The following is a 25271-nucleotide window of genomic DNA, read 5'->3' on the forward strand; positions in this document are numbered from 1 at the left end:
AATGAACGCGGTTACCATCAAGGATGTCGCGCGAGCGGCGGGGGTTTCCCCCAAGACCGTATCCCGCGTGATGAACGCGGAGGCGCATGTCCGCGCGCCCGTCCGCGAGCATGTCCTGCGGATCGTGGCCGAGCTCGGCTACCGCCCCAATGCCCATGCGCGAAGCCTGTCGAGCTCGCGATCGTTCCTGATCGGCCTGTTCTTCGACGATCCCGCCTCCGGCTATGCCGCCGACGTCCAGCTCGGCGCGATCACCCGTTGCCGTCACCATGGCTATCACCTGGTCGTCGAGCGGGTCGACCGTTCCGTCGAGGGATGGCTCGAGGAAACCGCTAGCGCATTGCAGGCGCTCGACCTCGCCGGAGTCGTGCTGACCCCACCGATCTGCGACTGGACCGAACTGACCGACCTGTTCGCGCAACGCGGCATACCAGTGGTCAAGCTGGGGTCGAGCACCGCCGGTCCCGTATCGGCGGTCGTCCATATCGACGACTATGCCGCCGCGCGGGACATGACCGACCACCTCGTCGCGCTGGGCCATCGCCGGATCGCCTTCGTCCAGGGTAACGCCACCCACGGCGCGGCCCGCCGCCGCCTCGCCGGGTTCCAGGACGCGATGGCCGCCGCTGGGCTGGACGTCCGCGCCGACTGGATCCCGGCGGCGGACTTCACCTTCCGCTCGGGCATGGCGGCAGGCGACGCGCTGCTGGCCGCTACCGACCGACCAACCGCGATCTTCGCGGCGAACGACGAGATGGCGCTGGGCGTGCTGGTCAGCGCCGCGCGGCTCGATATCGCCGTCCCCAAGTCGTTGTCGGTGGTCGGGTTCGACGACGCACCCGTCTCGCGGATGGCCTGGCCGCAACTCACGACGATCCGTCAGCCGAACGGCGAACTGGCGGCCGCGACGATCGATATCCTCGTCGATCCCGCCTACGCCCAAGCCGAGACCCGCGACGGCTATTCGGTCGAGCTTCCCTATGGGATGATCGAGCGATCGAGTTCCGGTCCCGCCTGATGCGGTGCCAAAGGGAACGTCGGCGGCGCTGCTGCGCTATGCCATCGCGGACCGCCTGTCCGTGACGAGGACGACGGACATGCCTACGCAGGAAGCGATACTCTACCGGATGGTCCTCCCCGACCACGTCTGCCCGTACGGCGTCCGCGCCAAGGAAACGCTGGAGGCGCAGGGCTTCGCGGTCGATGATCGGATCCTCGCCTCGCGCGAGGATGTCGACGCGTTCAAGGCCGAGCACGATTTCGCGACCACGCCACAGGTCTTCATCGACGGCGAACGGATCGGCGGCAGTGACGAACTCGACCGGTTTTTCGCAGCATGACCGTGGTCGAGAAAACGAGTGCCGAAACCGGCATGTCGCGTCCGGCAGCATTGGCGATCGTGGTCGGTGTCCTCGGCGCAAGCGCGATCCTCGGCCGTCGCAATGCACCCGACCCGTCGCATCCCGGTATCCGCCGTTGGTACAAGCGGCTCGACAAACCGAGCTTCACGCCGCCCGATGCCGCGTTCGGCGCGGTCTGGCCGATACTCGAAACCGGGCTGGCGGTCGGCGGATATCGGCTGTTGCGCAAGCCCGCCAGTCCAGCGCGAACCACGGCGACCGGGCTGTGGTTGCTGAACACCGCGATGATCGGCGGCTGGACCGAGATATTCTTCCGCAAGAAACAGCTCGGTTCGAGCGCGATCGCATCGGGTGCCATGATCGCCACCGGCGCCGCCTATGCGAACGCCGCCGACAAGGTGGACCGGCCCGCAGCGGCGACCGCAGTGCCGTTCGTCGTTTGGCTCGGATTCGCGACGATCCTTGCCGAACGGATATGGGCGCGAAATCCCAGTCCGAAAAATCCAGGGGCATGACCGGCCTGACCGTCTGGTTCGATGGCGGATGCCCGTTGTGTCGACGCGAGATCGCGGCGATGCGTCGTCTCGATCGTCGTGGCGCGATCGACTTCGTCGATGCCAGCGTTGGCAGTAACGGCCAGGTGGCCGGCGCCGGCGTAGAGGCTTGTCCGATCGACCGCGACGCCTTGCTCGCACGCTTCCACGCGCGCGAGGACGGTCGCATGCTGTCGGGCGCCGCCGCCTTCGCCGCGATGTGGCGCGCCATCCCGGTCTTGCGCCCGCTGGGTCAGATCGCGCGCATTCCGATCGTGCTCGCCGGGCTCGAGCGGTCGTATCGTATATTCCTCCGCGTCCGACCCTCGCTCCAGTCTCTTGCGCGCAAGGCGGACCGCACGGCGTAGCCCGTTGCGTCGAAACCTGGTCAGCCGCTGCGCGACAATGTTCGAGCTTGCGGCCTACCGCCATCACTACCGGAGATCGCGGATTGGACGGCTTCCAGGATCGCGTCGGGCTCGGTCCGCTTCATCCAGTCGGGCGTGACGTCCGCCCATTCCACGACGGCGGTCCTGCCGATGACGACGGCCGTGGGGAAGGGCAGTTCCCACGTGCCGGTTCCGGTTACGTCTCCCAAGGGCGTGGTCGCAGCCTGCCGGGTTGCCGAGTTGGGCTCGAACGTGATCCCCAGCTGGCGCGCGAGAAGGTTGTCGCGGTCGCTGGCGATCGTGAAGTCGAATGCGTGACGCTGCTGGATGTCCGCGAGCAGCGAGGGGACCTGCGGGCTGACCGCAACGAGCGGGACGCCGAGATCGCGCAGGCTCGGCCACAGCGCGCGCTGATACACCGGCAGGGCGATATTGCAGGCGGGGCAGCCGGCGAACCGAAAGAAGATCAATACCGCTGGTCCATCGGCGATCAATGCATCGCGGCGTATGATCGTGCCGTCGATACCGTCGAGCGCAAAGTCGGGGATCGTGTCGCCCGCCTTCACTGCACCGTGAGGATCGAAGCTTTCGACGAGGTCGAGACGTTGGCCCGCGTTCAGTGCGAGCTGTCCCGGCGTCCAGCTGCGGTCGCGTTCGGCCTGTAGCGTGGCCAAGGCGGCCCGGACGGATTCGGTCATGATCGGTCTCCCTGAACGTGAAAGCTGTTGGCTGGATGCGCGAGCCCGAGATGGCCGCGCAGCGTGGACGATGCGTAATCCCGGCGGAAAACCCCGCGGGCCTGCAGCAACGGCACGACATCGTGCAGCATCCGGTCGACGCCGGCCGGCATGAACGCAGGCATGACGACGAACCCGTCACAGGCCTCCTCGATCAGCCACCGTTCCATTTCGTCGGCGACGGTGCGCGGGCTGCCGACCATCTTGGCGAACGACAGGCTCGAGCCGTACCAGCGGCCGAGGTCCGCGAACGTCCATCCTTCGTCGATCGCCTTGCCGATGACGTAGTGGAAGCGGCCCTTGCTGCCCCGGATCAGATCGCGGATGTCGGGGACGGGCTCGTCGATCGCGTGGCCCGCGAGGTCGTAGTTCATGCTGCCCGACATGAAGCTCAACCCCGCCAGCGGCTCGACCAGCGCGTCGAGTTCGCCGAGCAGGTCGGCGGCGGCATCGTCGCTGTCGGCGATGATCGGCACCATGCCGGGCAGGATTTTCACCGCGTCCGGAGATCGTCCGGCGGCGGCGACGTCGTCCTTGAAACTGCGATATCCCGCCTTGGCGCGATCGATGTCGGGATAGACCGCGAACACCACTTCGGCGTTGCGCGTCGCGAGATCCTGGAACGTGCCGGATGCGCCGGCCTGGATCAGGACCGGGTGGCCTTGCGGTGGACGCGGCAGCGACAGCGGGCCCTTCACGTCGAACCATTTTCCCGCATGGTCGGCGTAATGGACCTTGGCCGGATCGCCATAGGTCCCCGCACGCTTGTCGGGCGCGATCGCATCCTCTTCCCACGTATCCCAAAGGCGGCGGACGACGTCGAGATATTCGCCGGCCCGCGCGTAGCGGGTCGCGTGGTCGTAATGCTCGGCGCGGCCGAAATTATGCGCCTCGGCGTCGCTGACCGAGGTGACCGCGTTCCACGCCGCGCGACCGCCGCTGAGATGGTCGATCGACGCGAACATCCGGGCGACGTGATAGGGTTCGGTATAGCTCGTCGAGATCGTGCCGCCGAGACCGATATGGCTGGTCGTGACGGCAAGCGCGGACAACAGGGTCAGCGGCTCCGTCCCGCGCGATGCTCGATAGCGGACCGTCGTCGCGAAATCGTTGCCGTAGAGATCGTCGACCGCCAGCTTGTCGGCGACGAACAGCATGTCGAGCTTCGCGGCTTCGGCTTGGGCGGCGAGGTGCCGGTAGAAACCGAAGCCCTGGTCCGCGCCGCTGGCCTGCGGATGGCGCCAGCCGCCGTGATGGATCCCGTCGGCGGTCACGAACAGGGCAAGGTGAAGCTGGCGGCTCACAGCGACACGCCGACGCGCGCGTAATAGGAGCCGCCGCTGAGCCCGAACGGCGCGAACCCGCCATAGGCGCCGCTGCCGTCGGCGGCGATGAGGCCGTTTCGATCGGGATAGGTGTCGAACAGGTTGTTCGCGCCGACTGCCAGCGTGATCCGGTCGGTGAGGTCGTAGCCGATGTCGAGATCGGCCACCCATTTGCCGCCGAAGGTCCGGTCGCCGGTCGCGACGTTGCTCGACTCGGTGTAGCTTCCGTAGCGCGTCGCGCGGGCGAGCGCATGGACGCGGCCGAGCGACCAGTCGTTGGTCAACACCAGCTTCGTACGGGGCAACGCGACGACCAAGTCGCGCTGCGCCTGCCGGCCGAACAGCACCACGTTGAGCGAACTCAGCGCGGCGGGGTTGTCGGCGATACTGAGGATCTTGGTCTTGTTGTAGCTGTAGGCGGCGCTCAGCCGGAACGCACCGAGCCCGGTCGTGCGCAGCGTGTATTCCGCGACCGCGTCGATGCCGCGGGTGCGCGTGTCGATCGCGTTGGTGAAGAACTGCGCGCTGTCGACGCCGGTCACGCCGTTCGCGACGAGGATGTCGCGGATCGCGGTGCCGCCATTGGATGCGGTGCCGAGGAACTCGGTCTTGACGATCCGGTCGTCGATGCGGATCTGATACGCGTCGAGCGTGAGGTGCAGGGCGCCCGCTTCGTAGGTGATGCCGGCGGTGTAGTTGAGCGACTTTTCCGGCTTCAGCGGCTGCGCACCCAGCGCGATCGCCGCGGCGCTGTTCACCGGCAGGAACTTCGCGATGGTCGAGACCGGCGTGTTGCCGATGACCGTCGTGGTGTTCTGCGTGGTCGAGAAGCCGGTCTGCGCCAGCGATGGCGCGCGGAAGCCGGTGTTGACGCCGCCGCGGATCGCCAGGCCCTTTGCAAGTTCGTACCGCGTCGAGATCTTGCCGCTTGCCGTATTGCCGGCGCTGTCGTCGTAATGCTCGAACCGGCCGGCGACGCCGACGAACCACGCATCGGTGACGTTGGTCGCAAGATCGACGTAGCCGGCCAAATTGGTGCGGCTGAGCGAGGCGGCGTCGGCGGGCGACGTGCCGGTGAACGACACTAGCCCCGGCGACGGATAGCGGCCGCCATAGAGTTGCCCGAACGGCGTGTCGTCGACCGGGATCTGGTAGCCGCCGTTGCGATAGCTGTCGGGCTCGCCCGCGCGCGACTGGAAGCGTTCCCAGCGATGCTCCGCGCCGACCGAGATCGACAGCGGCTTGGCGAGGCCGACCTCGACGTCGCGGCTGAGATCGAGATTGTTGACCCACAGGTCCTGGATCTGCGTGCCCATGTAGAAGCCGGTCGGGCTGGTCGGTCCGATCGAGGGGTTGAGCGTGTTCTCCGCACCGAGCCAGACGCGGTCGCGGCCAAAGCTCGAACTCAGGTCCCAGGCCCAGCCGGCAAGCTCGCCCTTCGCGCCACCGGTGACCTGGAAATCGGTTTCCTTGATCCGGCGATAGGCCTGGAAGCCAGTCGGGTACACTTGTGGCAGGACGTTGAGGCCGTTGGTGTTGGCTTGGCCGCCATAGCCGGTAGAGGAGGGGATATAGGCGCCGCGCGCGTCCCTGATATCGCGGTAGCTGAGCGTCGAGAAGCTGTAGAGGCGCAGCGTATCGCCGACCGGCAGCTCTGCATTGTACGAGCCGTTGATCATCGTGTCGCGGTTCGATCGGCCGTATCCGCCGGCATAGACATGATCGAGTTCGGCCTCGCGCGGGTCGGGCTGGCCGTTCACCAGCGGCAGGATCCGCGGCACGGCGTCCGCCGACGAGTCCGCACGATCATGGTATTTCGCTTCGACCGCCGCGCGGAAGAATCCGCCTTCGCCGAGTTGCGTGCCGTAGCTCAGATCCGTCTGGAGCAGCGGTGCGCCCTTCGAATATTGCTGGCCGCCGGTGATCGAGAAACGGCCGCCCTTCGGCGCGTCGTCGAGGATGATGTTGATGACGCCCGACACCGCGTCCGAGCCGTATTGCGCCGCCGCACCGTCGCGGAGCACTTCGATGCGGCCGACCGCGTTGGTCGGGATCAGGTCGATATCGACCGGGGTGGAGCCGCCCGAGATGCGCGAGAGGTTATTGATCAGCGACGTGGTGTGGCGTCGCTTGCCGTTGACCAGCACGAGCAGGTAATCGCCCGAGAGCCCGCGGATCGCGATCGGCTTGACGCTCGCGGAGGTGCCGCCGCCCCCGAGCGCGGGCATCGTCAGCGAGGGCACGATGTTGCCGAGGATCTCCTTCAACCCGGTGCGGCCGGTCGCCTGCAACTCGCGTCGGCCGATGACGTCGATCGGCACCGGGCTGTCGGCGACGGTCCGCGCCTGTCCGCCACGGACGCCGGTGACGACGATCGTGTCGTCGGTGCCGCCGCTTGCATCCGGCGTGGTCAAGGTGGTGGCGGGGGCAGGCGGTGCCCCTTGCGCGAAGGCGGGCGAGGCGAAGGTCGCGAGGGCGACACCGGCGAGCAGGCGGGAGGTCGATGTCATGATGATGTCCGTGAGCAAGACGCGCGTCTCCGGTCCCGCCCAAGCGGGAGCGCGCGAGGTAAAAACGATTGGCTTGGCGGCGTGAGGCCGCGGGCGGGTCAGGCCCGCATTCGCAGCTTACCGGGCATCGTGCGGTCCCTGGTCCAGCGGGAGATAGGCTTCGTCGAGCGATCGATTGCCCGCAAGCGCGCGCGCCTTGCGGAACTGGGCGACGACGTCGCGTTCCTCCGCCTTCACGGCCGCGTCGACCGGTACGCGCGCCATCGGCAAATGCTTCGCGTGAAACAGCGCGATATCGAGCGGGAGCCCGGTCTCCTTCGCGAGCACCTCGGCATAGTCCTGCGGATGCGCGCGGGCCCAGTCGAGCGCGCGGGATTCGCGTTGCAGATAATCGGTCAGGATCGTCTTCTTCGCCGTTGCCGCGCTCGCGTTCGCCGCGTCGAAGGCATAGCCGCTGAGATAGTCTGCGCCGTCGGCGACGACGCGCGCCCCTTCGGCCAAAGCGGTGCCGCTATAGGGCGACCAGATCGACCAGGCATCGATCGAACCGGTATCGAACGCCGCCTTGGCATCGCCCGGCGCCAGGAAGATCAGGCGAACGTCGGTGGGTTTCAGTCCCTTCGCATCCAACGCGCGTAGCAGGAGGTAGTGGCCGACCGAGCCACGGGTCGTCGCGACCCGCTTGCCGCGAAGCCCGCCCGCATCGACGATCCGCGAGCGCGCCGGCACCAGGATCGCGAGGCTTTCGCGCGGCCGCGAGGTGGCGGATTGCACCGCGACCGCCTTGATCGGGCTGCCACTCTGATAGGCGAACTGGAACGGCGCATCGCCGACCATCCCGACATCGACAGCGCCCGCGCCGATCGCCTCCAGCAGCGTCTGAGCGGCGGGGAATTCGGACCATTCGACGCGGTAGGGCGCACCGTCGAGCGCGCCCGAGGCAAGCATCAGCGCCTTGGTGCCGCCGCGCTGACTGCCGACGTGCAGCACGTCGCCGCTCGCACTGCCGCGTCCCAGCCACGCATACAGGCCTGCCGCGAGCACGACCGCCAGCAGCAACGGCCACCAGCGCTTCAGGCCTTCCGCCGGAGCGGGCGGCGACGCTGCCACCCCCTCGTCGTCCGTCCAGTCCGGCATCAGCCTACCGCCCGCTGCGGTTCGACGAGGTCGCGTTCGGCATCGCGCGCGGCGATCAGTTCGTGGACGACGGGCAACAGGTCACGCCCGTAATCGATCGCATCCTGCAACGGCTCGAAGCCGCGGATCAGGAAATGGTCGATGCCGAGGTCGTAATAATCGAGCATCGCGTCGGCGACCTGCTCGGGCGTGCCGACCAGCCCGGTCGAATTGCCCTGCGCACCGCCGAGTGCCGCCACGCCCGTCCAGAGGCGCTTGTCGACGCGGTAGCCCTGGTTGGCGGTATCGAGGAGCCGCTGCGAACCCGCGTTCGGTGGCGCGTGACCGCTGGTCGCAGCACCGGCCGACACGCGCAGGTCGCGGACCTTCTCGACGATCTGGTCGGCCTTTTTCCACGCCGCCTCTTCGGTGTCGGCGATCACCGGGCGCAAGGACAGCGAGAAGCCGGGGTTGCGGCCATAGCGCGCGGCGGCATGGCGGATCGTGCCGACCGCCTCGCGGACCTGCGCCTGCGTCTCGCCCCATAATGCGTAGACATCGGCATGGCGACCGGCGACGTCGATCGCGGCGGGCGACGATCCGCCAAAGAACACGGGTAGATTGGTCGGCTTGATCTGGCTGAACGCCTGGCGGACGTTGTAGAAACGCCCGTCGTGATCGAATGGCGTGGCCGACGACCATTCCTGCTTCAGGATCTCCAGATATTCGTCGGTGCGTGCGTAGCGATCGTCCTTGACCGAATGATCGCCGTCGCGCGCCATCTCGCTGTCCGCGCCGCCGGTGATGATGTGGACCGCGACGCGTCCGCCGGAGAGCTGGTCGAGCGTCGCCAACTGCCGTGCGGCGAGCGTCGGCTGGGTGAAACCGGGGCGGTGTGCGATCAGGAAGCCGAGCTTGGTCGTGATCGCGGCGGCGTGCGCGGCGACGATCTGGCTTTCCGGGCTGTCGGAGCCGAATGGGATCAGGACGCGGTCGAAGCCGCCCTTTTCCTGCGCGATCGCGGCGGCCTCGACATAGGCCTTGTCGAGCCCGCGCGCCTTGCCGACGCCGTGGATCTCGGACGCGTCGTTGAAACCGATATAGCCGATGAACTTGACGGGCATGACGTGTCTCCTGTGATATTCGAGGCGTTAGATGACGTAGAAGCCGTGCGTGCCGTCGCGCGCGAGCTGGTCGACCAGGCCGTATTCCCAATCGAGATAGGCCTGCATCGCGGCGGAGGCGTTGTCGGTGCCTTCGTAGGGGCGCTTGTACCGGTGCGCGGGGTCGCCCGGCGGGATGGTCGGGCCGGGGCCGGTTTCGAGCGCGCCCCCAGTGCTGTTGGCGAACCCGCCATCGAGCACGAACACGTCCCAGCCGAGTTGCGCGAGCCACGACGCGGTCATGTCGGCTCGCGGTCCGATGTCGTCGGCGAGGACGATGCGCGCGCCGCGGACGGGGGCGGCGATGTCGGTTTCCTGCACCAGCTGGCCGCCGGGATAGGACCGGAAGCCGGCGATGTGGCCGGCAGCGTATTCGTCGGGGCGGCGCACGTCGAAGCGGTAGAGCGTGCGGCTGGTGTCGCGTTCGAGCACTGCAAGCTCGGCGGGCGTCAGGCGTTTCACACCGGCGCGGTAGGCGACGGCGCGCGCGGTGGCGGCGGTCTCGTCGCTCTTTCGTACTTCCGGCGCAGGGCGATCGCTGCCGTGCGCGAGCGACTGGCCGGCGAGCGTCCAGCCGATCGTACCGTTGCGCAACGCGACGACGCGGTTGGGGATGCCGGCGTTGATCAGCGACTGCGTGCCGATGATGCTGCGCGTGCGGCCGGCGCAGTTGACGATGATCGTCGTGTCGGGATCGGGCACCGCCTCTGCGACGCGCAGCACGAGTTCGGCGCCCGGCACGCTGGTCGAGCCGGGGATGTTCATCGTCGCATATTCCTCGAACCGGCGCGCATCGAGGATCGCGATATCGGCCTTCTCCTCGATCAGCGCGGCGACGTCCTCGGCGGCGAGCCACGGCGTGTGTCGGCGCGCCTCGACCAGCTCGCCGAACGCCTTCGAGTAGGAGTTCACGTCCTCGAACACTTCGAAACCTGCCGCCCGCCAGCTTGCGAGACCGCCTTCGAGGGTGGTAATTTGGGTGCAGCCGAGCGCGGTCAGCGCTTTGGCAGCGGCGGGTACATAGCCCTCGCCGTCATCGTACAGGACGATCGGTACGTCCTTGCGCGGGAGGCGGATCGTCGCTTCCAGGTCGATGCGATCGAAGGCGAGGTTGGCGGCGAACAGCGGGTGCCCGGTCGCGAACGCAGCTTCGTGACGGACGTCGAGCAGCGCGATTTCATGCCCGAGCAGCAGCGCGGTGCGGATTTCGGTGGGGGTAGTCATGCGGTGGCTCCCGAGCGGTCCCAGAGGTTCGGCAGCACGGCGTTGGCATAGCCCGACACGAACCGCTTTGGGGTGCCCGCCGCATCATAGGTGGCGCGTTCGACCGCGCCGATGTTGCTGCCGTAGAGGTGGATGCTGATCGATACGCGGTCGTCGAACGCGTTCGATACGCGGTGGATATCGCCGACCGAGGGCGAGACGGCCTCGACTTCCCCGGCTTCGAGCCGCTCGATCGCGCCGACCGCGTGCAAGCCGCCGTCCGGGTAGCGCGCGAACCGTTCGGACAGTTCGGCGCCGCGCAGCACGCCGACGAGGCCCCAGACGCGGTGGTCGTGGATCGGCGTGGCCTGTCCCGGTCCCCAGACGAAGCTGACGACGGAAAACCGCTCGCGGCTGTCGCAGTGGAGTAGGTATTGCGAATAGTGATCCGGGTTTGGGGCGGCGTAGGCGTCCGGCAGCCAGTCGTCATGCGCGACGAGCCGGCCAAGCGCGGCGCTGCCTTCCTCCAGCAGCGAGCGTTCGTCGCGGGTGCGGTCGAGCAGCGTGCCGATGCCGGTGACGAAGTCGCGCAGGCGGTCGAGGCGTGGGCGGTCTTGTACGAGGGTCGCCATCATTCGGCTTTCACGAAGGGCAGGGGCTCGTCCCGTTCCACCCCGAGCGCGCCCAGCAACCGCTCGCGCAACGCCGTCGCGATTCCGGTACGCTGACCGCGCGGGACCGAGATGCGTTCCTCGACGACGATCCGCCCGGCATCGAGCACCAGCACGCGGTCGGCCAGCGCGATCGCCTCGTCGACGTCGTGCGTCACCAGCAGCACGGCGGGCTTGTGCGTGCGCCACAGCGCCATCACGAGGCCGTGCATCTTCACCCGGGTCAGCGCGTCGAGTGCCGCGAACGGCTCGTCGAGCAACAGCAGTTTCGGTTCGCGGACCAGCGCGCGGGCGAGCGCCACACGCTGCGCCTCACCGCCCGACAGGGTCAGTGGCCAGACGTCGAGCCGGTGGCCAAGACCGACTTCACGCAGCGCCGCCTCTGCACGGTCGCGTACGTCCGGGCCCTTCAGTCCGAGCCCGACGTTGCGCCACACGCGCTTCCACGGCAGCAGCCGCGCATCCTGGAACACGACGGCGCGCGACGTGGGGATCGTCACGTCCTGCGCATCGGCGGCATCGAGTCCCGCGAGCGTCCGCAGCAACGTCGTCTTGCCCGACCCCGAACGACCGAGCAGCGCGACGAACTCGCCTTGGGCAATCTCGAGATGGAGATTGTCGAGGACGGTGTTGGCGCCGAAGCTGCGCGAGAAGCGCGTGAGCTTGACGACGGGTCGGACTGGCTGCGGCATCGGGATGATGTGCGAGATATTCATTTCAGGCCTCCACGAGCTTGGGGCGCCACGCGAGCGCGCGGTCTTCGATCAGGCGCACGGACTGGTCGGCGGCGAGGCCAAGCCCGGCATAGACGAGCAGGCAGACGACGATGATGTCGGTCCGCATGAAATCGCGCGCGTTGTTGATCAAGAAGCCGAGACCCGCCGAGGCGTTGATCTGTTCGGCGACGACCAGGATCAGCACCGCGACCGAGAAGGCGTAGCGCAGGCCGACCAGCAGTTGCGGTAGCGCGGCGGGGAGGACGATGTCGGTGACGATCTGCGCGCGCGACAGGCCGAAGCTGCGCCCCGCGTCGATCAGCCGGACATCGACGCCGCGTATGCCGTTGTAGAGGTTGAGATAGACGGGAAACAGCGTCGCGAACGCGATCAGCGCGATCTTGGGCGTTTCGCCGATCCCGAACCAGACGATGAACAGCGGCGACAGCGCGAGCGCGGGCAAGGTCCGCAGCATTTGCACGGGCGAGTCGACCGCCGCTTCGCCCTCGCGGGTGAGACCGGCGACCAGGGCGAGGACGATGCCGAGACTGACTCCGATCACGAGGCCCGCCGCCGCACGACCGAGCGATACGGCAAGGTTGGCGGGCAATTCCCCCGATACGATCATGCCCCACAGCGTGCCCAGCACCTGCGAAGGCGCTGCCAATGTACGGGTGGGGATCAGGCCGGTCCGGGACGCCGCTTCCCAGGCCAGCATGAGCGCTATCGGCGATACCCAGCGGCTACGCTGGAGCTTGCTCTGCCATGATCGGCTGGGGGATCGTTGGGACGTCTTCGCCATGGACAGCCTTTCGGACGCTCGTTTTCCGGAGCGCCTTCAATGCGTCTTCAATTCCCACTCGTTCAATAGAGAATGGCTTGCCAGCCTTATGAGCGTTGCAAATACGAGCCTAAAACCGCCTCAATCTCAGCAGGTTAGTCGACCGGGAAAGAAAGCCTTTGCGGCCGTGAAGAGCGTCAATCTGCGCTGGCTGATTCGACGATCGAACGAAAGACGACGTCGTGGAGCCGGTCGAGTACCGGATGTCGCGTGTCGTTGATGTGCAGGACATAGGCGACGCGGGGCAGCGCGGGGAGCCCGTCGTGGATCTCCGGATCGAGCCCCATCAAGGCGTCGGTGCGACAGGTTATACCGATCCCGCCGGTCACCGCCGCGCGCAGGGCCGACAGGCTCGGCGTCTCCAGGACGATCCGGTAGGGCCTGCCCGCCGCTTCCAGCGCGGCGATCGCAGCATCGCGGAACCTGCATGGCTTCTGGAGCACCGCCAGAGGCAGGATCGCGGCGGACATCAGGCGCGGATTGCCGAGCCAATGCATGTCGGCGGTGGCGACGGCAGCCTTGTCGGTGTCCTCGCCGATGCACAGGACGATGTCGAGGCGGTCGGCCGCGAGCAGATCGAGCAGTTCGGCCGATCCTGCGACGCGAACGTCGAGCGAAGCGTTGGGGTTGCTGGATGCGAAAACCGACAAGACGCCGGACAACAACGTCTCCGCGAAATCCTGGACGAAGCCGATCCGCGCGGGGCCGGCGAGGCTGCCGTCGCCAAGTGCTGCCAGCGCACGATCGTTGACCGCGAGCAGGTCGCGCGCGTGCGGCAGGAACCGTTCGCCCTGCACCGACAGGACGAGCCTGCGTCCTTCGCGGCGGAACAGCGCGACCTGGAGCAGTTCCTCCAGCCGTTTCATCTGCAGGCTGAGCGCGGACTGGCTGACGAACACGCGGTCCGCGGCGCGGAGCATCGAGCCGGCATCGACGATCGCGACGAAGCTGCGCACGACGTCGGTGGGAATGTTGACGGCCATGATCGGTCCTAGAAGCCAGGCTCATATGCGTTAGCAGACAATCTACATTGATTCGATGGGAAATGAAGCGCTCCTTGCTGCGGGAAGGAGCGCAGCCTTGGTACATCCTAATTCCGGACCCGGATCGCAGCACGGCAGCCTTGCGCCGTGCGCGACCGATCGTCTTCACGTGAAGCCGGTCGACGACCTGGCCGGCATGGTCCTGCGATGAGTGCGCAACTCCTCTCGATTGCGCCGCAGGGGCCGACGCTTGATCTGGATGCGATCCTGCCGGGCGTGACAGCCGCGTTCGCTGCAACCGCCGCACAGCATGACCGCGCCGGCACGCTGCCGGTCGAGAACTTCGCGCTGCTGCACCGTCATGGCCTGCTCGCGCTGACCGCGCCACGCCGGCTTGGCGGTGGTGGCGGGGATCTGGCGGAAGCGCGGCGCGTAATCGCAGCGGTCGCTCGCGGCGAACCGGCGACCGCGCTCGTCCTGACGATGCAGTATCTGTTTCATGCCGGGCTCGACGATCGGTCCGGTTTCTCGGAGGCGCTGAAGACGCGTGTCGTCGGCGAGGCGTTGCGCGATGGTGCGCTGATCAATGCGCTGCGGGTGGAGCCGGATCTGGGCACGCCGGCGCGGGGCGGCCTTCCCGGCACGATCGCGCGGCGCACGGCCGAGGGCTGGCGGCTCGATGGTCGGAAGATCTTCTCGACCGGCTCGACCGCGCTGACCTGGATGGTGGTCTGGGCGCGTTCGGACGACGCCGAGCCGCTGGTCGGCGGCTGGCTGGTACGCGCCGACACGCCGGGCATTCGGATCGAGGAGAGCTGGGATCATCTCGGGCTGCGCGCGAGTGCCAGCCACGATGTGGTGTTCGAGGACGTTCTGGTGCCGTTCGATCAGGCGTTGGAGCCCGGGCCGGTCGGCAAGCAGCCGCCATATTCTGCGGCGTTCGCCAACTGGTCCGCGGTGCTGACGTCGGCGATCTATGACGCCGTCGCACGGAATGCGCGCGACTGGCTGGTCGGCTGGCTGATCGATCGCAAGCCGACCAATCTCGGCGCGTCGCTGTCGACCTTGCCGCGGTTCCAGGAGGTGGTCGGGACGATCGACGGATTGTTGTTGCAGAACCGGTTGTTGCTCGACGCGGGTACGAGCGGCGCGACGAGCGGGCTGGAGGCGGGGCTGGTCAAGCACCTCGTCACCGAGAACGCGATCGCCGCGGTCGAGAAGGCGATCGCAGTCACCGGGAATGCCGGGCTGACGCGGCACAACCCTTTGGAGAGGCACTTACGCGACGTGTTGTGCGGTCGCATCCATACGCCGCAGGGCGATGTCGTGCTGGGCAGCACCGGTCGCGCGGCGTTCGCGGAGCGTGGCGCGTGACGCGTGTGCAGGTCGCCAGCCAGCTGCCGGCACTCTTCAACGACGCCTTTGCAGCCTCCTCCCAAGCCGCGGAGATCGTCAGCGTCGCGCCTGGATCGGCCGGGCTCGCGCACGGGCCCGAGGTGCTGATCGCCGCGCCGTTCCGTCGGCCGGGCGACGCGTTCCCGGCGCAACCCAAGGGCTGGCCGTTCGACCTGCGCTGGATCCAGCTCGTCTCGGTCGGCATCGATTTCTATCCGGACTGGCTGTTCGAGGGGCCGGTGGTCACCACCGCACGCGGGGCGTCGGCGATCGCGCTGGCGGAGTTCGCGCTTGCCGCGATCCTGGCGGAGGCAAAACATCTCCCCGACATCTGGATCAGCGACCGCAAGGACTGGGTGGCCAAGCCGCTCGCGACCGTCGCCGGCACCACGCTCGGCTTGATCGGGTTTGGGGCGATCGGCGAGGCGCTCGCACCGCGCGCGCAGGCGCTGGGGATGCGGGTGATCGCCACGCGCCGCTCGGACCTGCCGCTCGCAGCGGGTGTCGAGCGTGCCGATCCCGCGACGATCTTCGCGCAGGCCGACCACGTCGTGCTCGCTGCGCCCGCGACCGCACAGACCGAGCGGATGGTCGACGCGAAACTCCTGTCGCTCGCCAAGCCGAACCTGCACCTCATCAACATCGCGCGCGGCATCCTGATCGACGACGATGCGTTGCTCGCTGCGCTCGACGAAGGGCGGGTCGGGCGCGCGACGCTCGACGTCACCTACCCGGAGCCGCTGACCGCCGGGCACCGCTTCTACACGCACCCCCGCATCCGCCTGTCGCCGCATACCAGCGTCCACACGACCGAGACGCGCCGCAATCTTTCGCTGAGTTTCGCCGCCAATCTCGATCGCTTCCGCCGCGGGCAACCGCTCGACGGCGTGGTCGATCGTGCCCGCGGCTATTGAGGAGACCGACGATGACCAACCCGCTTCCCCTGCGGCGCAAGGAGCCGGCCGAGACTGCGATCGTCGAGGCGCTGTTGCCCGAGTTCGGATCGTCCGTGATCCCGGTCCACGCGGATCCCGCGGTCGAGCGGCTGTATCGCAAACAGCGTCTCGCCGCCGCGTACCGGCTGTTCGGGCGCAACGGCTACGATATGGGCGGGGCGGGGCACATCACGGTGCGCGATCCCGAATGGCCCGATCATTTCTGGGTCAACCCGTTCGGCGTGCATTTCGGCAGGATCAAGGTGTCTCACCTGATGCTCGTCAGTCACGAAGGCGTGGTCGTCGAGCCACCCAAGGGCGTGCCCGCGCGTCTCAACCGCGCGGCGTTCGCGATCCATTCGGAGCTGCACAAGGCCCGGCCCGACGTGATCGCGGCGGCGCATTCGCATTCGCTGTACGGCAAGGCCTGGTCGTCGCTCGGCCGGCTGCTCGATCCGCTGACACAGGATTCGGCGGCCTTCTACGACGATCACGCGCTGTTCGAGGAGTATAGCGGGGTCGTGCTCGATGCGAGCGAGGGCGAGAAGATCGCGAAGACGCTCGGCCACCGCAAGGCGGTGATCCTCCAGAACCACGGCATCCTGACGGTCGGGCATTCGGTCGAGGCGGCGGTCTGGCGGTATCTCGCGATGGAGAATGCGTGCCAGGCGCAGTTGCTCGCCGAGGCTGCGGGCACGACCAAGCCGATGAGCGACGCGGTCGCGCGGCACACCGCGTCGCAGGTCGGCACGGAGGTCGGCGCACTCTGGGCGTTCCAGCCCTATTGGGACGTGATCGTCTCGCAAGAACCGGACCTGCTCGATTGAGCCCGCTGGTTTCCCGCCGCGCGGTGATGGGGGGCGCGCTGGCCTTGTCGGCGTGCGGACGCGGGGGTTCCAAACCGGTCGCGCTGAAGGACGTCACGCTGCGCGTCGCCACCTACAAGGGCCAGATCGACTCGTTCTTCGCGCAGGCCGGCGAAGCGGCGCCGCCCTATACGGTGAGCAAGGCGCTGTTCGCGGGCGGCAACCAGATCGTCGAGGCGATCAACGCCGGCGCGATCGACTTCGGCGGGATGAGCGAGATCCCGCCGATCTTCGCCGCCGCCGCGGACCCGCTGTTCCGGCTGATCGCGGTGCAGCAATACGACGTGAACAATCAGGTCGTGCTGGTGCCGGCTGGCTCGACCATCCACGATGCGGCGGGTTTGCGCGGCAAACGGATCGGCTATGTCCGTGCGACCACATCGCATTATATCCTGCTCCGCCTGCTCGACGAGGCGGGCCTCACGTTCGCGGACGTCGTGCCGATCGCGCTGTCGCCCTCGGACGGACTGACCGCGTTCCAGCAGGGACGGCTCGACGCATGGGTGATTTACGGCGTGCAGGGCAGCCTCGCCCGATCGACCGGCGCGCGCGTGCTCGCCACCGGCAAGGGGAGGTTGTCGGGCAATTACGTCGTCGCGGCATCAACCGCAGCGCTTGCGGACCCGCTCCGCGTCGAAGCCATCGGCGACTATCTCGGCAAGATCGCGCGGACCTTCGCCTGGTCGGTGGCCAACCCCGCGGCCTGGGCGGCGGCGCTCGCCAAGGATACGGGGGTGCCCGAAGCGATCTGGCTCCAGCAGTTTCGAGAGCGCAGTTCCGATCCGCGCATAGTGCCCGTCACCGATGCGGCGATCGCCTCGCAGCAACAGGTTGCGGACCGGTTCGCGACGGCAAAGGTGATTCCGGCGAAGGTGGATGTCCGTCCGCTCTGGTCGACCGCACTCAATGCACGGATCGGGAAGATATACTGAAGAACAGTCAATGATACATATGTGTATCGACGAACAATCGGTAGTTTGAGACCGGATACCTAAAGCAACTCGTACGAATACCAGATAGGCTCCATAGTTAAGCGACATAATAAGGGGTCGCATTGATGGGTCGTATTACACGGCGTTTGCTGAAGATATCCGTCGCAACCATGGCTTTTGGGTTGGCATGGTCCGCGAGCGCGCAGACGACGGGCGGTCCGTCGACTGCGGATCCGGTCGATACGTTCGACCGAACCGAGACGTCCGATCGCGGCGAGATCATCGTCACCGCAGAGCGCCGCTCGACCGACCTGCAGAAGACGCCGATCGCGATCTCCGTGTTCGGCGGGCAGCTCGCGCAGGATCGCGACATCCGAGACGTGCGCGATCTGGCCGGGCAGGTCCCCAATCTGTTCGTGCCCCGCACCTCGATCAGTCACACCACGCAGACCTTTTCGTTGCGCGGCGTCGGCGAAAGCGATCCGATCCAGGAGCCGGTGCTCGCGGTCTATGTCGACGACGTCTACATCCCGCGACAGATCGGCTCGATGGTGGAGTTCAACGATCTCGAACGGATCGAATTGCTGCGCGGTCCGCAGGGCACGCTTTATGGGCGCAATTCGAGTGCCGGCGCGCTGCGGATCATAACCCGCGATCCGGACCAGGAAACGCACCTCAAGGCCGCGATCGGCTATGGCAGCAAGAACGAGGTCGACGCACGCGCGCTCGTCAGCGGTCCGCTGAGCGATACGCTGGCAGCAAGCTTCTCGTATATCCACCACAGTCGCGACGGTGTGACCAAGGATCCGACGCTCGGCCACGACGTCAACCGGATCGACGTCGACTCGTTCAGGGGCAAGCTCCGCTGGACGCCGAACGCCGACCTCGACGTGTTGCTGACCGCCAATCTCGTCCGCGACCGCTCCGACTCGCGTAGCTATATCCCGGTCAACCAGCCGGGTGTCGTGTTCGACAAGCGTACCTCCTATTCCGAGGTCGAGCCGCTCCAGGATCTCGATGGCCGTTCGGGCTCTCTGCGCGTGAAATACGCGCTCGGCGAGCATCTCAGCCTGAAATCGATCACTGCGGTCGGCGGGTTCAACCTCGATCCGGTGTCGTACGACAATGACGGCCAGTCCGCGCTGATCCAGAAGAACCTGATCCATTACAATGATCGCTACGTGACGCAGGAAGTGCAGCTGAACGGCGATTACGGCGCACTGACCTTTACCGGCGGGCTGTTCTATCTGCACGAACGCTTCTTCGTCGAACGCGACGGGTTCACGCGCCTCGGAACGTCGCCGACCGCGGCGGTCTCGGGTCTGCGCGCCCACAACATCACGACCACCGACGCCTATGCGATCTTCGGTGAGGCAACCTATCGGTTCGGGTCGGTATTCAGCGTCACCGGGGGCTTACGCGGTACGATCGAACACAAGGATTTCGTGTTCGACAACAAGGTCATCAACCTCGCACGTGTCCCGACCGCGCAGTCGATCGCGGGGGAGGCGGACGAGACGTGGCGTGCGCTGACCCCGAAGGCCTCGGTACAGGCGCAATGGAACCCGCAATTGCTGCAATATGCCAGCTATTCGCAGGGGTTCAAATCGGGCGGGTACGACAACCGTGCGACGCGGCTCGATCTCGCCACGTTGCCGTTCGCGCCGGAGAAGGTGAGCACCTACGAAACCGGGCTGAAGGCGACGCTGTTCGACCGTGCGCTGCGGTCCAATGTAGCGGCGTTCTACAATGATTATCAGGACTTGCAGGTGTCGTTCTTCGATCCTGTCTATCAGGGATCGCGTCGCGGCAATGCTGGCAAGGCGCATAGCTGGGGTGTCGAGATAGAGAACAGCGCCAGCCTGACGAACCGCTTCAGCCTGCAACTCGCGGGGGGATATCTCCATGCGACGTTCGACGACTATAAGGGCGCGGGCGGCGCAGGAGTGAACGCCGACGGCAACCGCCTGACCAATGCGCCGAAATGGACCGTCACCGGCGGCGCGAGCTACGAACTGCCCTTGGCCGCGGCGGGCTCGCTGCGATTGGCGGCCGACGCCAATTATCAATCGTCCTACTACGTCTCCGCCCTCAACCGTCCGCAGGATCGCTCGCCGGGGCAGGCTTATGTGAACGGCACGATCACCTGGACGACCCCGAACCCGCATGTCGACGTCGCGCTATCGATCCGCAACGTGCTGAACGCGAGCAAGCAGGTTGCGTCGGTCTACAACCCTTCGATCGGTGCGTGGTACAAGAACTTCCCCGATCCGCGCACGGCGTTGCTGACGCTGCGATTTTCGCAATGATCGCGCGTGCTATGTTGCTCGGGTCGAGCGATGGCCTGTTCAACAAGGCGTGCCGAAAATGGTGGCATGCGGGAACGGTGTCGCGCCTGACGCTATAGGCGTTGGTTGCAGGATGTGGTGCCGGTTGCAGGAATCGAACCCGCGACATCCAGTTTACAAAACTGGCGCTCTACCAACTGAGCTAAACCGGCACACGGCAAAAACCCGCGGAATCTCGTGGGTTTTTGGTTTATCGATGAAGCGCGTGAGGCAGTCAATCGTAAAACAGGCCGCACAGGTGTTCGCGAAGCGCGTGTTTGGGGCGAGTGCCGCGCACCATCGGTGAGGACGACCCGGAGCGCCGCCGGTCGTAGAAAATGCAGGACAGGCTTGGGGCGCACCGCGCTTCCCTGCTTCCGCGGTGACCCTGCGGACGGCATTGCCAACCCTCGCGCGACGTAATCTCGGCACTTCCGACGACCGAGGACGGGACATCGGTGCTGCCAAGCGCGAGACGGCCGAAATCGCCCGCCATATCTCAATTAGATTATCTGATATTCGTATGCTACGTCAGGCAATATAGTCGGCTGGACGAGGGGAGCGTGATGGATCGGAGGATGTTTATCGCCGGGGCTGGGGCGGGAGTTCTGGCGAGTGCGGCACCGGCGAGCGCGTCGATCAGGTCGACGTTCTTCAAGGGCAACATTCCCGAGGGCCCATTCCAGCCTTACTGGGAATCGCTGAAGGCCTATGAATGCCCGAGCTGGTTCCGGGACGCCAAGTTCGGCATCTGGGCGCATTGGAGCCCGCAGTGCGTGCCCGAGCAGGGCGATTGGTATGCCCGCAACATGTATATCCAGGGCATGCCGCAAAACGTGCATCACGTGAAAACGTACGGCCACCCCTCGCGCTTCGGTTACAAGGACATCTGCAATCTTTGGAAGGCGGAGCGCTGGGATCCGGCGGCACTCGTATCGCTCTACAAGAAGGCGGGCGCAGAGTATCTGGTCGCCTTGGCCACGCATCACGACAATTTCGATTGCTGGGATTCCGCCTATCAGCCGTGGAACTGTACCCAGATAGGTCCGAAGCGCGATATCGTCGGCACCTGGGCCAAGGAGGCGCGCGGGCAGGGCCTGAAGTTCGGCGTCAGCTACCACGGGACGCCGCATCGTACTTGGGACGAGTTCCTGCCGGTTCGCTACAAGAGCGACACGACCGGTCCGATGGCCGGCGTGCAGTATGACGGCGTACTGACCAAGGCGGACGGCAAGGGACAATGGTGGGAGGGCCGCGACCCCCGTCAACTGAACGGGACCCCGCACCTCAAGGGTTCGCCGAGCCCCGGTTTCGTGCGCGAATTCCTTTTGCGCGTGCAGGACGTCATCGATCGCTACGACCCCGACGTCCTGACCTTCGACGATGGCGTCAAGTTCAATTTCGACGCCGGTGGGCCCGCCGCGCCCGACCTGGGCGTGTGGCTGGGCATTCCGGATCTCGCCCCGCAGATCATCGCCTATTATTATAATCGCAATATGCAGCGTCGGGGCGGCACGTTGCAGGGGGTCGTCGACCTGAAGGAAGTGCCGGAACCGGTCTGGGGCGCACTGACGCGCGATTTCGAGATGCTGATGGCCGACAAGCTGGAGGCCGAGCCCTGGCAGACCGAAGCGTGCATCGGCGACTGGCATTATGATCGCAACCTGTTCCAGCGGCATGCCTACAAGACGCCGTCGCTGATGATCCCGCTGTTCGTCGATATCGTCAGCAAGAACGGCAATCTGTTGCTCAGCATACCGCTGCCCGGACACGGGGAACCCGACACCGATGAAGTGGCCTTCCTGACCGCCATGGCCGAATGGCAGGCGATCAATGGCGAGGGGATCAAAGGGAGCAGGCCGTGGAAGATTTACGGCGAGGGTCCCTCGACGGTGGCCCAGCCGCTAGGCGGCAACTATAAGCTGGAACAACTGCGGTTCGACCACCGCGATATCCGTTTTACGACCAAGGGCGACGCGCTCTATGCGTTTGCGCTCGGTTGGCCCGCAGACGGCAAGATCCTGATCCGCGCGTTGCGGGAGGGGAGCGAGCATCATCCGCGAGCGATCGCGCGGGTCGAGATGTTGGGATCGAACACGAAGGTCGATTGGACGCGCACGCGCAACGGCCTGGAAATAACGACGTCGGGACCGCCGCCATCGCGCCATGCCGTGGCTTTTCGAATTCATGCAGCCTGAGACACGAGCCGGTATCGGTGGGAGGCACGGGCGGCAATGTCGTCCGCCGTATCGCCGGGATGAAGCGGTTCGGCCGTGGGCTACACCGTATGGCGGGCGAAATCGCCACTCTCCTTGTACTTATCCACTTGCAATCATGGATAGCAATATGGCGTATCTGGTATTCCAGCCGTGCAAATGATTGCCACGCGGCGTCTGGGCAAAACCGAAACGCACGTAACGCGCGTTGGCTTCGGTGCGGCAACATTCGGCAACCTCTATCAGGCAATCGACGATGGCGCGGCCCGGGAGGCTGTCGATGTCGCGTTCGACGCCGGAATCCGGTATTTCGATACAGCGCCTTTCTATGGCTACGGACTAAGCGAGCGCCGGCTGGGTGACGCGCTACGGGCGCGACGCGACGTGGTTGTGTCGAGCAAGGTCGGCCGCCGCCTGATCGCCGACCAGACGCTTGGCGCGACCGCGATGCGCGACGGATTTGCCGCGCCGCTGCCATTCCGCGTCGTTTACGACTATAGCTATGACGGCATCCTGCGTTCGCATGAAGACAGCCTGCAGCGGCTTGGGTTGGCGCGGATCGACCTGCTGCTGGTCCACGATATCGGCTGGACGACGCACGGCGAAACAAACGCGCGCTATTGGGACCAGTTGACCAGGGGCGGTGGATTTCGTGCGTTGGAACACCTGCGTGACAGCCGGGCGATCGGCGGGTTCGGCCTCGGCGTGAATGAGACGGCGGTGTGCCTGGATGCGATGCGCGTTGTGCAACTCGACATGATCCTGCTGGCGGGGCGCTACACGCTCTTGGAGCAGGACGCGCTTGATGCCTTTCTGCCTGCATGCGAGGCAAACGCCGTATCGGTCGTGATCGGCGGCCCGTACAATAGCGGCATTCTCGCGACCGGGACCATGGGAGAGGGACCATTGCACTATAATTACGATAGCGCGCCCACCGCCATTGTAGACCGGGTGCGCAGGATCGAGGTGATCGCCGAAGCGCACCGCATACCGCTCGCTGCGGCGGCGCTTCAGTTTCCGTTGGCGCATCCGGCGGTCGCCTGTGTTCTGCCTGGCCTGACCAGCCATGCACAGGCCGAACGGACGATGCAGCTTTACCGCTGGGCGATACCCGACGCATTTTGGGCGGACCTGCGGCAGGCCGGGCTGTTGCGCGCCGACGCATCGGTCGGTGTGGTACGGGGCGTAGAGGCGATCGACCACTACGAGCGTGCAGATGGTGGACAGGACCGATGAGCCAGGCCACGTCGCCACGTCACCGGATCTGTGTCACCCGGCGTCTTCCGACCGAGGTCGAGGTCCGACTTGCCCGCGATTACGAGACGGTCTTCAACCTCGACGATACGCCGCTGAACGCGGACCAGCTTCGCACGGCGCTGGGCGCGTTCGACGCCGTCGTGACCACCATTACCGACGCGCTGACCGCCGACGTCATCGGTATCCCGGAACGTCGGGCGCGGTTGCTTGCCAATTATGGTGCCGGCGTCGAGCATATCGATCTGCGTGCGGCCCACGCCGCGGGCCTTGCCGTCAGCAACACGCCCGGCGCGCTGACCGAGGCGACGGCGGAACTGGCGATCCTGCTGATGCTCATGGCCGCCCGGCGCGCAGGCGAAGGCGAGCGCGAGCTACGTGCCGGGAACTGGACCGGATGGCGGCCGACGCATCTCGTCGGGCGATCGCTGGTCGGGGCCACGTTGGGGTTGATCGGGTTCGGGCGGATCGCGCAACGCACCGCAGCGAAGGCGCGAGGGCTGGGTATGCGGATCCGCTACTTCTCGCGGAGCGCAGCCTCGTTGGAGGTGGAAGCGGCGCTGGAGGCGGGACGTGCTTCGTCGGCCCCGGCGCTCATGGCGGAGGCCGACATCGTGTCGCTGCACATCCCCGGCGGTGCGCAGACCCATCATTTCCTGGACGCCGCGTTGTTGGCCCATGCCAAGCCGAGTGCGATCATCATCAATACGGCGCGCGGGTCGGTCATAGACGAGGCCGCATTGGCGGCGGCGCTGAGCGAGGGCAGGATCGCGGCGGTCGGGCTCGACGTCTACGAGAAGGAACCGACCGTGCACGCCGGGCTTTTGGCCAGCCCGCGCGCGGTGCTGTTGCCGCATCTGGGCAGTGCGACCGACGAGGCGCGTATCGCGATGGGCATGCAGGCTGCCGACAATCTCGATGCCTTCTTCGCGGGTCGCCCGCTTCCCGACCGTGTCGCCTGAGAAAATCCTGATCCGGGCCGTCGATCAGGCGTTGCAGGTCCCGCGCAAGCGACCTTTCGTGCTGGGGCTTTGCGGCGCGCAAGGCAGTGGGAAGTCCACGCTGGCGGCCGCGATCGCAGCGCATGTGCCGCGGACGGCGGTGCTGTCGCTGGATGATCTGTACCGAACGCATGCCGAACGTGCCGCGCTGGCGGCGAAGATCCATCCGTTGCTGGCGACCCGCGGCGTACCGGGTACGCACGACGTCGATCTGGGTCTTGCGACGTTTGCAGCGCTGGACGAGGGGGCACCCGTGCGGCTGCCACGGTTCGACAAGGCGGCGGACGAACGCGTCGATGCCCGCCTATGGCCGACCAGTCCGGAGCGGCCTGCGTTGATCGTCTTCGAAGGCTGGTGCGTCGGCGCGCGGCCGCAAACTGCGGAGGCGCTGGTCGAGCCGATCAACGCGACCGAACGCGATCACGACCCCTTTGGTCAATGGCGGCGGTACGTCAACGCGAGCCTGGCCGGCGCGTACCAGAGGCTGTTTGCCCGCATCGATCACCTCGTGCTCCTGCGTGCGCCGAGTTGGGACCGGGTCTTCGATTGGCGGTTGCAGCAGGAGCACGTACTGCGACGCACCGGTTCGGAGGGTGCGGGCGTGATGACCGACGACGCGGTCCGGACGTTCGTCAGTCATTACGAACGGCTGACGCGTCACATCCTGCAGACCATGCCGGACTATGCCCACCTTACGCTACAGCTAGATGCGGCGCGCACGTGCGTGGGCGTCCAGCGGTTGGCCGTAACGCCCGAGAACCGGGGTGAGGCCAAATGACCCACGCGTTGTCGCTGGA

23 protein-coding genes and 1 tRNA gene are annotated in these 25271 nt (G+C 66.5%); 13 read left to right on the forward strand and 11 right to left on the reverse strand.

Going from position 1 to position 25271, the window contains the following annotated elements:
* Position 1: 1 nt before the first annotated feature.
* From BM244_RS01270 to BM244_RS01285, 4 genes are read left to right on the forward strand one after another with little or no spacing between them, the layout of a single operon-like run.
* The gene (locus BM244_RS01270) at positions 2-1018 is read left to right on the forward strand and encodes a LacI family DNA-binding transcriptional regulator (protein ID WP_093396895.1); all 1017 of its coding nucleotides are present in this window, start codon (positions 2-4) and stop codon (positions 1016-1018) included.
* 4 nt (positions 1019-1022) lie between these two features.
* The gene (locus BM244_RS01275; RefSeq protein ID WP_254784203.1) at positions 1023-1340 is read left to right on the forward strand and encodes a glutaredoxin domain-containing protein; all 318 of its coding nucleotides are present in this window, start codon (positions 1023-1025) and stop codon (positions 1338-1340) included.
* Positions 1337-1876, forward strand: a complete 540-nt coding sequence (locus BM244_RS01280) for a TspO/MBR family protein (protein ID WP_254784204.1) — start codon at positions 1337-1339, stop codon at positions 1874-1876. Before BM244_RS01275 ends, BM244_RS01280 begins: the two co-directional genes overlap by 4 nt.
* On the forward strand, positions 1873-2262 hold the full coding sequence (locus BM244_RS01285) for a thiol-disulfide oxidoreductase DCC family protein (RefSeq protein WP_093396897.1): 390 nt from the start codon (positions 1873-1875) through the stop codon (positions 2260-2262). Before BM244_RS01280 ends, BM244_RS01285 begins: the two co-directional genes overlap by 4 nt.
* Before the next feature lie 20 nt (positions 2263-2282).
* On the opposite strand, the gene BM244_RS01290 is transcribed toward BM244_RS01285, so the two are convergent.
* The 10 genes from BM244_RS01290 to BM244_RS01335 all read right to left on the reverse strand — a co-directional run bounded on the left by BM244_RS01290 (position 2283) and on the right by BM244_RS01335 (position 13548).
* On the reverse strand, positions 2283-2981 hold the full coding sequence (locus tag BM244_RS01290) for a peroxiredoxin-like family protein (RefSeq protein WP_093396898.1): 699 nt from the start codon (positions 2979-2981) through the stop codon (positions 2283-2285).
* Entirely contained in the window at positions 2978-4324 is a 1347-nt protein-coding gene (locus BM244_RS01295) for an LLM class flavin-dependent oxidoreductase (RefSeq protein WP_093396900.1), read from the reverse strand. The genes BM244_RS01290 and BM244_RS01295 overlap by 4 nt, the downstream gene beginning before the upstream one ends.
* Positions 4321-6855 carry a TonB-dependent receptor plug domain-containing protein gene (locus BM244_RS01300; RefSeq protein WP_093398020.1) on the reverse strand — a complete coding sequence of 845 codons (2535 nt, stop codon included), beginning with the start codon at positions 6853-6855 and terminating at the stop codon, positions 4321-4323. Before BM244_RS01300 ends, BM244_RS01295 begins: the two co-directional genes overlap by 4 nt.
* A 117-nt stretch (positions 6856-6972) precedes the next feature.
* On the reverse strand, positions 6973-7992 hold the full coding sequence (locus BM244_RS01305; protein WP_093396901.1) for an ABC transporter substrate-binding protein: 1020 nt from the start codon (positions 7990-7992) through the stop codon (positions 6973-6975).
* Positions 7992-9095: an LLM class flavin-dependent oxidoreductase gene (locus BM244_RS01310; RefSeq protein ID WP_093396903.1), complete on the reverse strand. Its 1104-nt coding sequence runs from the start codon at positions 9093-9095 to the stop codon at positions 7992-7994. Before BM244_RS01310 ends, BM244_RS01305 begins: the two co-directional genes overlap by 1 nt.
* Positions 9096-9122: 27 nt before the next feature.
* A complete protein-coding gene (locus BM244_RS01315; RefSeq protein WP_093396904.1) occupies positions 9123-10358 on the reverse strand; it encodes a rhodanese-like domain-containing protein in 1236 nt (411 codons plus the stop codon).
* Positions 10355-10969 carry a cysteine dioxygenase family protein gene (locus BM244_RS01320; RefSeq protein WP_093396906.1) on the reverse strand — a complete coding sequence of 205 codons (615 nt, stop codon included), beginning with the start codon at positions 10967-10969 and terminating at the stop codon, positions 10355-10357. Before BM244_RS01320 ends, BM244_RS01315 begins: the two co-directional genes overlap by 4 nt.
* The gene (locus BM244_RS01325) at positions 10969-11724 is read right to left on the reverse strand and encodes an ABC transporter ATP-binding protein (protein WP_093396908.1); all 756 of its coding nucleotides are present in this window, start codon (positions 11722-11724) and stop codon (positions 10969-10971) included. The genes BM244_RS01320 and BM244_RS01325 overlap by 1 nt, the downstream gene beginning before the upstream one ends.
* Position 11725: 1 nt before the next feature.
* Positions 11726-12526, reverse strand: a complete 801-nt coding sequence (locus BM244_RS01330; protein ID WP_093396909.1) for an ABC transporter permease — start codon at positions 12524-12526, stop codon at positions 11726-11728.
* A 176-nt stretch (positions 12527-12702) separates the two neighbouring features.
* Complete coding sequence (locus BM244_RS01335) at positions 12703-13548, reverse strand: LysR substrate-binding domain-containing protein (RefSeq protein WP_093396911.1); 846 nt, start codon at positions 13546-13548, stop codon at positions 12703-12705.
* Positions 13549-13755: 207 nt separating this feature from the next.
* Here BM244_RS01335 and BM244_RS01340 point away from each other — a divergent pair, with 207 nt between their 5' ends.
* The 5 genes from BM244_RS01340 (at position 13756) to BM244_RS01360 (ending at position 19985) form a co-directional block, all read left to right on the forward strand.
* Complete coding sequence (locus BM244_RS01340) at positions 13756-14922, forward strand: acyl-CoA dehydrogenase family protein (RefSeq protein WP_093396913.1); 1167 nt, start codon at positions 13756-13758, stop codon at positions 14920-14922.
* Positions 14919-15857: an NAD(P)-dependent oxidoreductase gene (locus BM244_RS01345; protein ID WP_093396915.1), complete on the forward strand. Its 939-nt coding sequence runs from the start codon at positions 14919-14921 to the stop codon at positions 15855-15857. Before BM244_RS01340 ends, BM244_RS01345 begins: the two co-directional genes overlap by 4 nt.
* A gap of 11 nt (positions 15858-15868) precedes the next feature.
* The gene (locus tag BM244_RS01350; RefSeq protein WP_093396917.1) at positions 15869-16705 is read left to right on the forward strand and encodes a class II aldolase/adducin family protein; all 837 of its coding nucleotides are present in this window, start codon (positions 15869-15871) and stop codon (positions 16703-16705) included.
* Entirely contained in the window at positions 16702-17676 is a 975-nt protein-coding gene (locus BM244_RS01355) for an ABC transporter substrate-binding protein (RefSeq protein WP_254784205.1), read from the forward strand. Before BM244_RS01350 ends, BM244_RS01355 begins: the two co-directional genes overlap by 4 nt.
* A gap of 170 nt (positions 17677-17846) precedes the next feature.
* Complete coding sequence (locus tag BM244_RS01360; RefSeq protein ID WP_093398021.1) at positions 17847-19985, forward strand: TonB-dependent receptor; 2139 nt, start codon at positions 17847-17849, stop codon at positions 19983-19985.
* A 115-nt stretch (positions 19986-20100) separates the two neighbouring features.
* On the opposite strand, the gene BM244_RS01365 is transcribed toward BM244_RS01360, so the two are convergent.
* Positions 20101-20176, reverse strand: a tRNA-Thr gene (locus BM244_RS01365).
* Positions 20177-20569: 393 nt separating this feature from the next.
* Between BM244_RS01365 and BM244_RS01370 the strand changes: the two genes are divergently transcribed.
* The 4 genes from BM244_RS01370 to BM244_RS01385 all read left to right on the forward strand — a co-directional run bounded on the left by BM244_RS01370 (position 20570) and on the right by BM244_RS01385 (position 25252).
* Positions 20570-22201 carry an alpha-L-fucosidase gene (locus BM244_RS01370; RefSeq protein ID WP_093396921.1) on the forward strand — a complete coding sequence of 544 codons (1632 nt, stop codon included), beginning with the start codon at positions 20570-20572 and terminating at the stop codon, positions 22199-22201.
* 177 nt (positions 22202-22378) lie between these two features.
* Positions 22379-23455, forward strand: a complete 1077-nt coding sequence (locus BM244_RS01375) for an aldo/keto reductase (RefSeq protein WP_093396922.1) — start codon at positions 22379-22381, stop codon at positions 23453-23455.
* The gene (locus BM244_RS01380) at positions 23452-24435 is read left to right on the forward strand and encodes a 2-hydroxyacid dehydrogenase (RefSeq protein ID WP_093396924.1); all 984 of its coding nucleotides are present in this window, start codon (positions 23452-23454) and stop codon (positions 24433-24435) included. Before BM244_RS01375 ends, BM244_RS01380 begins: the two co-directional genes overlap by 4 nt.
* Positions 24392-25252 carry a kinase gene (locus tag BM244_RS01385; RefSeq protein ID WP_254784206.1) on the forward strand — a complete coding sequence of 287 codons (861 nt, stop codon included), beginning with the start codon at positions 24392-24394 and terminating at the stop codon, positions 25250-25252. Before BM244_RS01380 ends, BM244_RS01385 begins: the two co-directional genes overlap by 44 nt.
* The last annotated feature ends 19 nt before the right edge of the window (positions 25253-25271 follow it).

The sequence above is a fragment of the Sphingomonas sp. OK281 genome (assembly GCF_900115295.1).
Taxonomy (GTDB): domain Bacteria; phylum Pseudomonadota; class Alphaproteobacteria; order Sphingomonadales; family Sphingomonadaceae; genus Sphingomonas.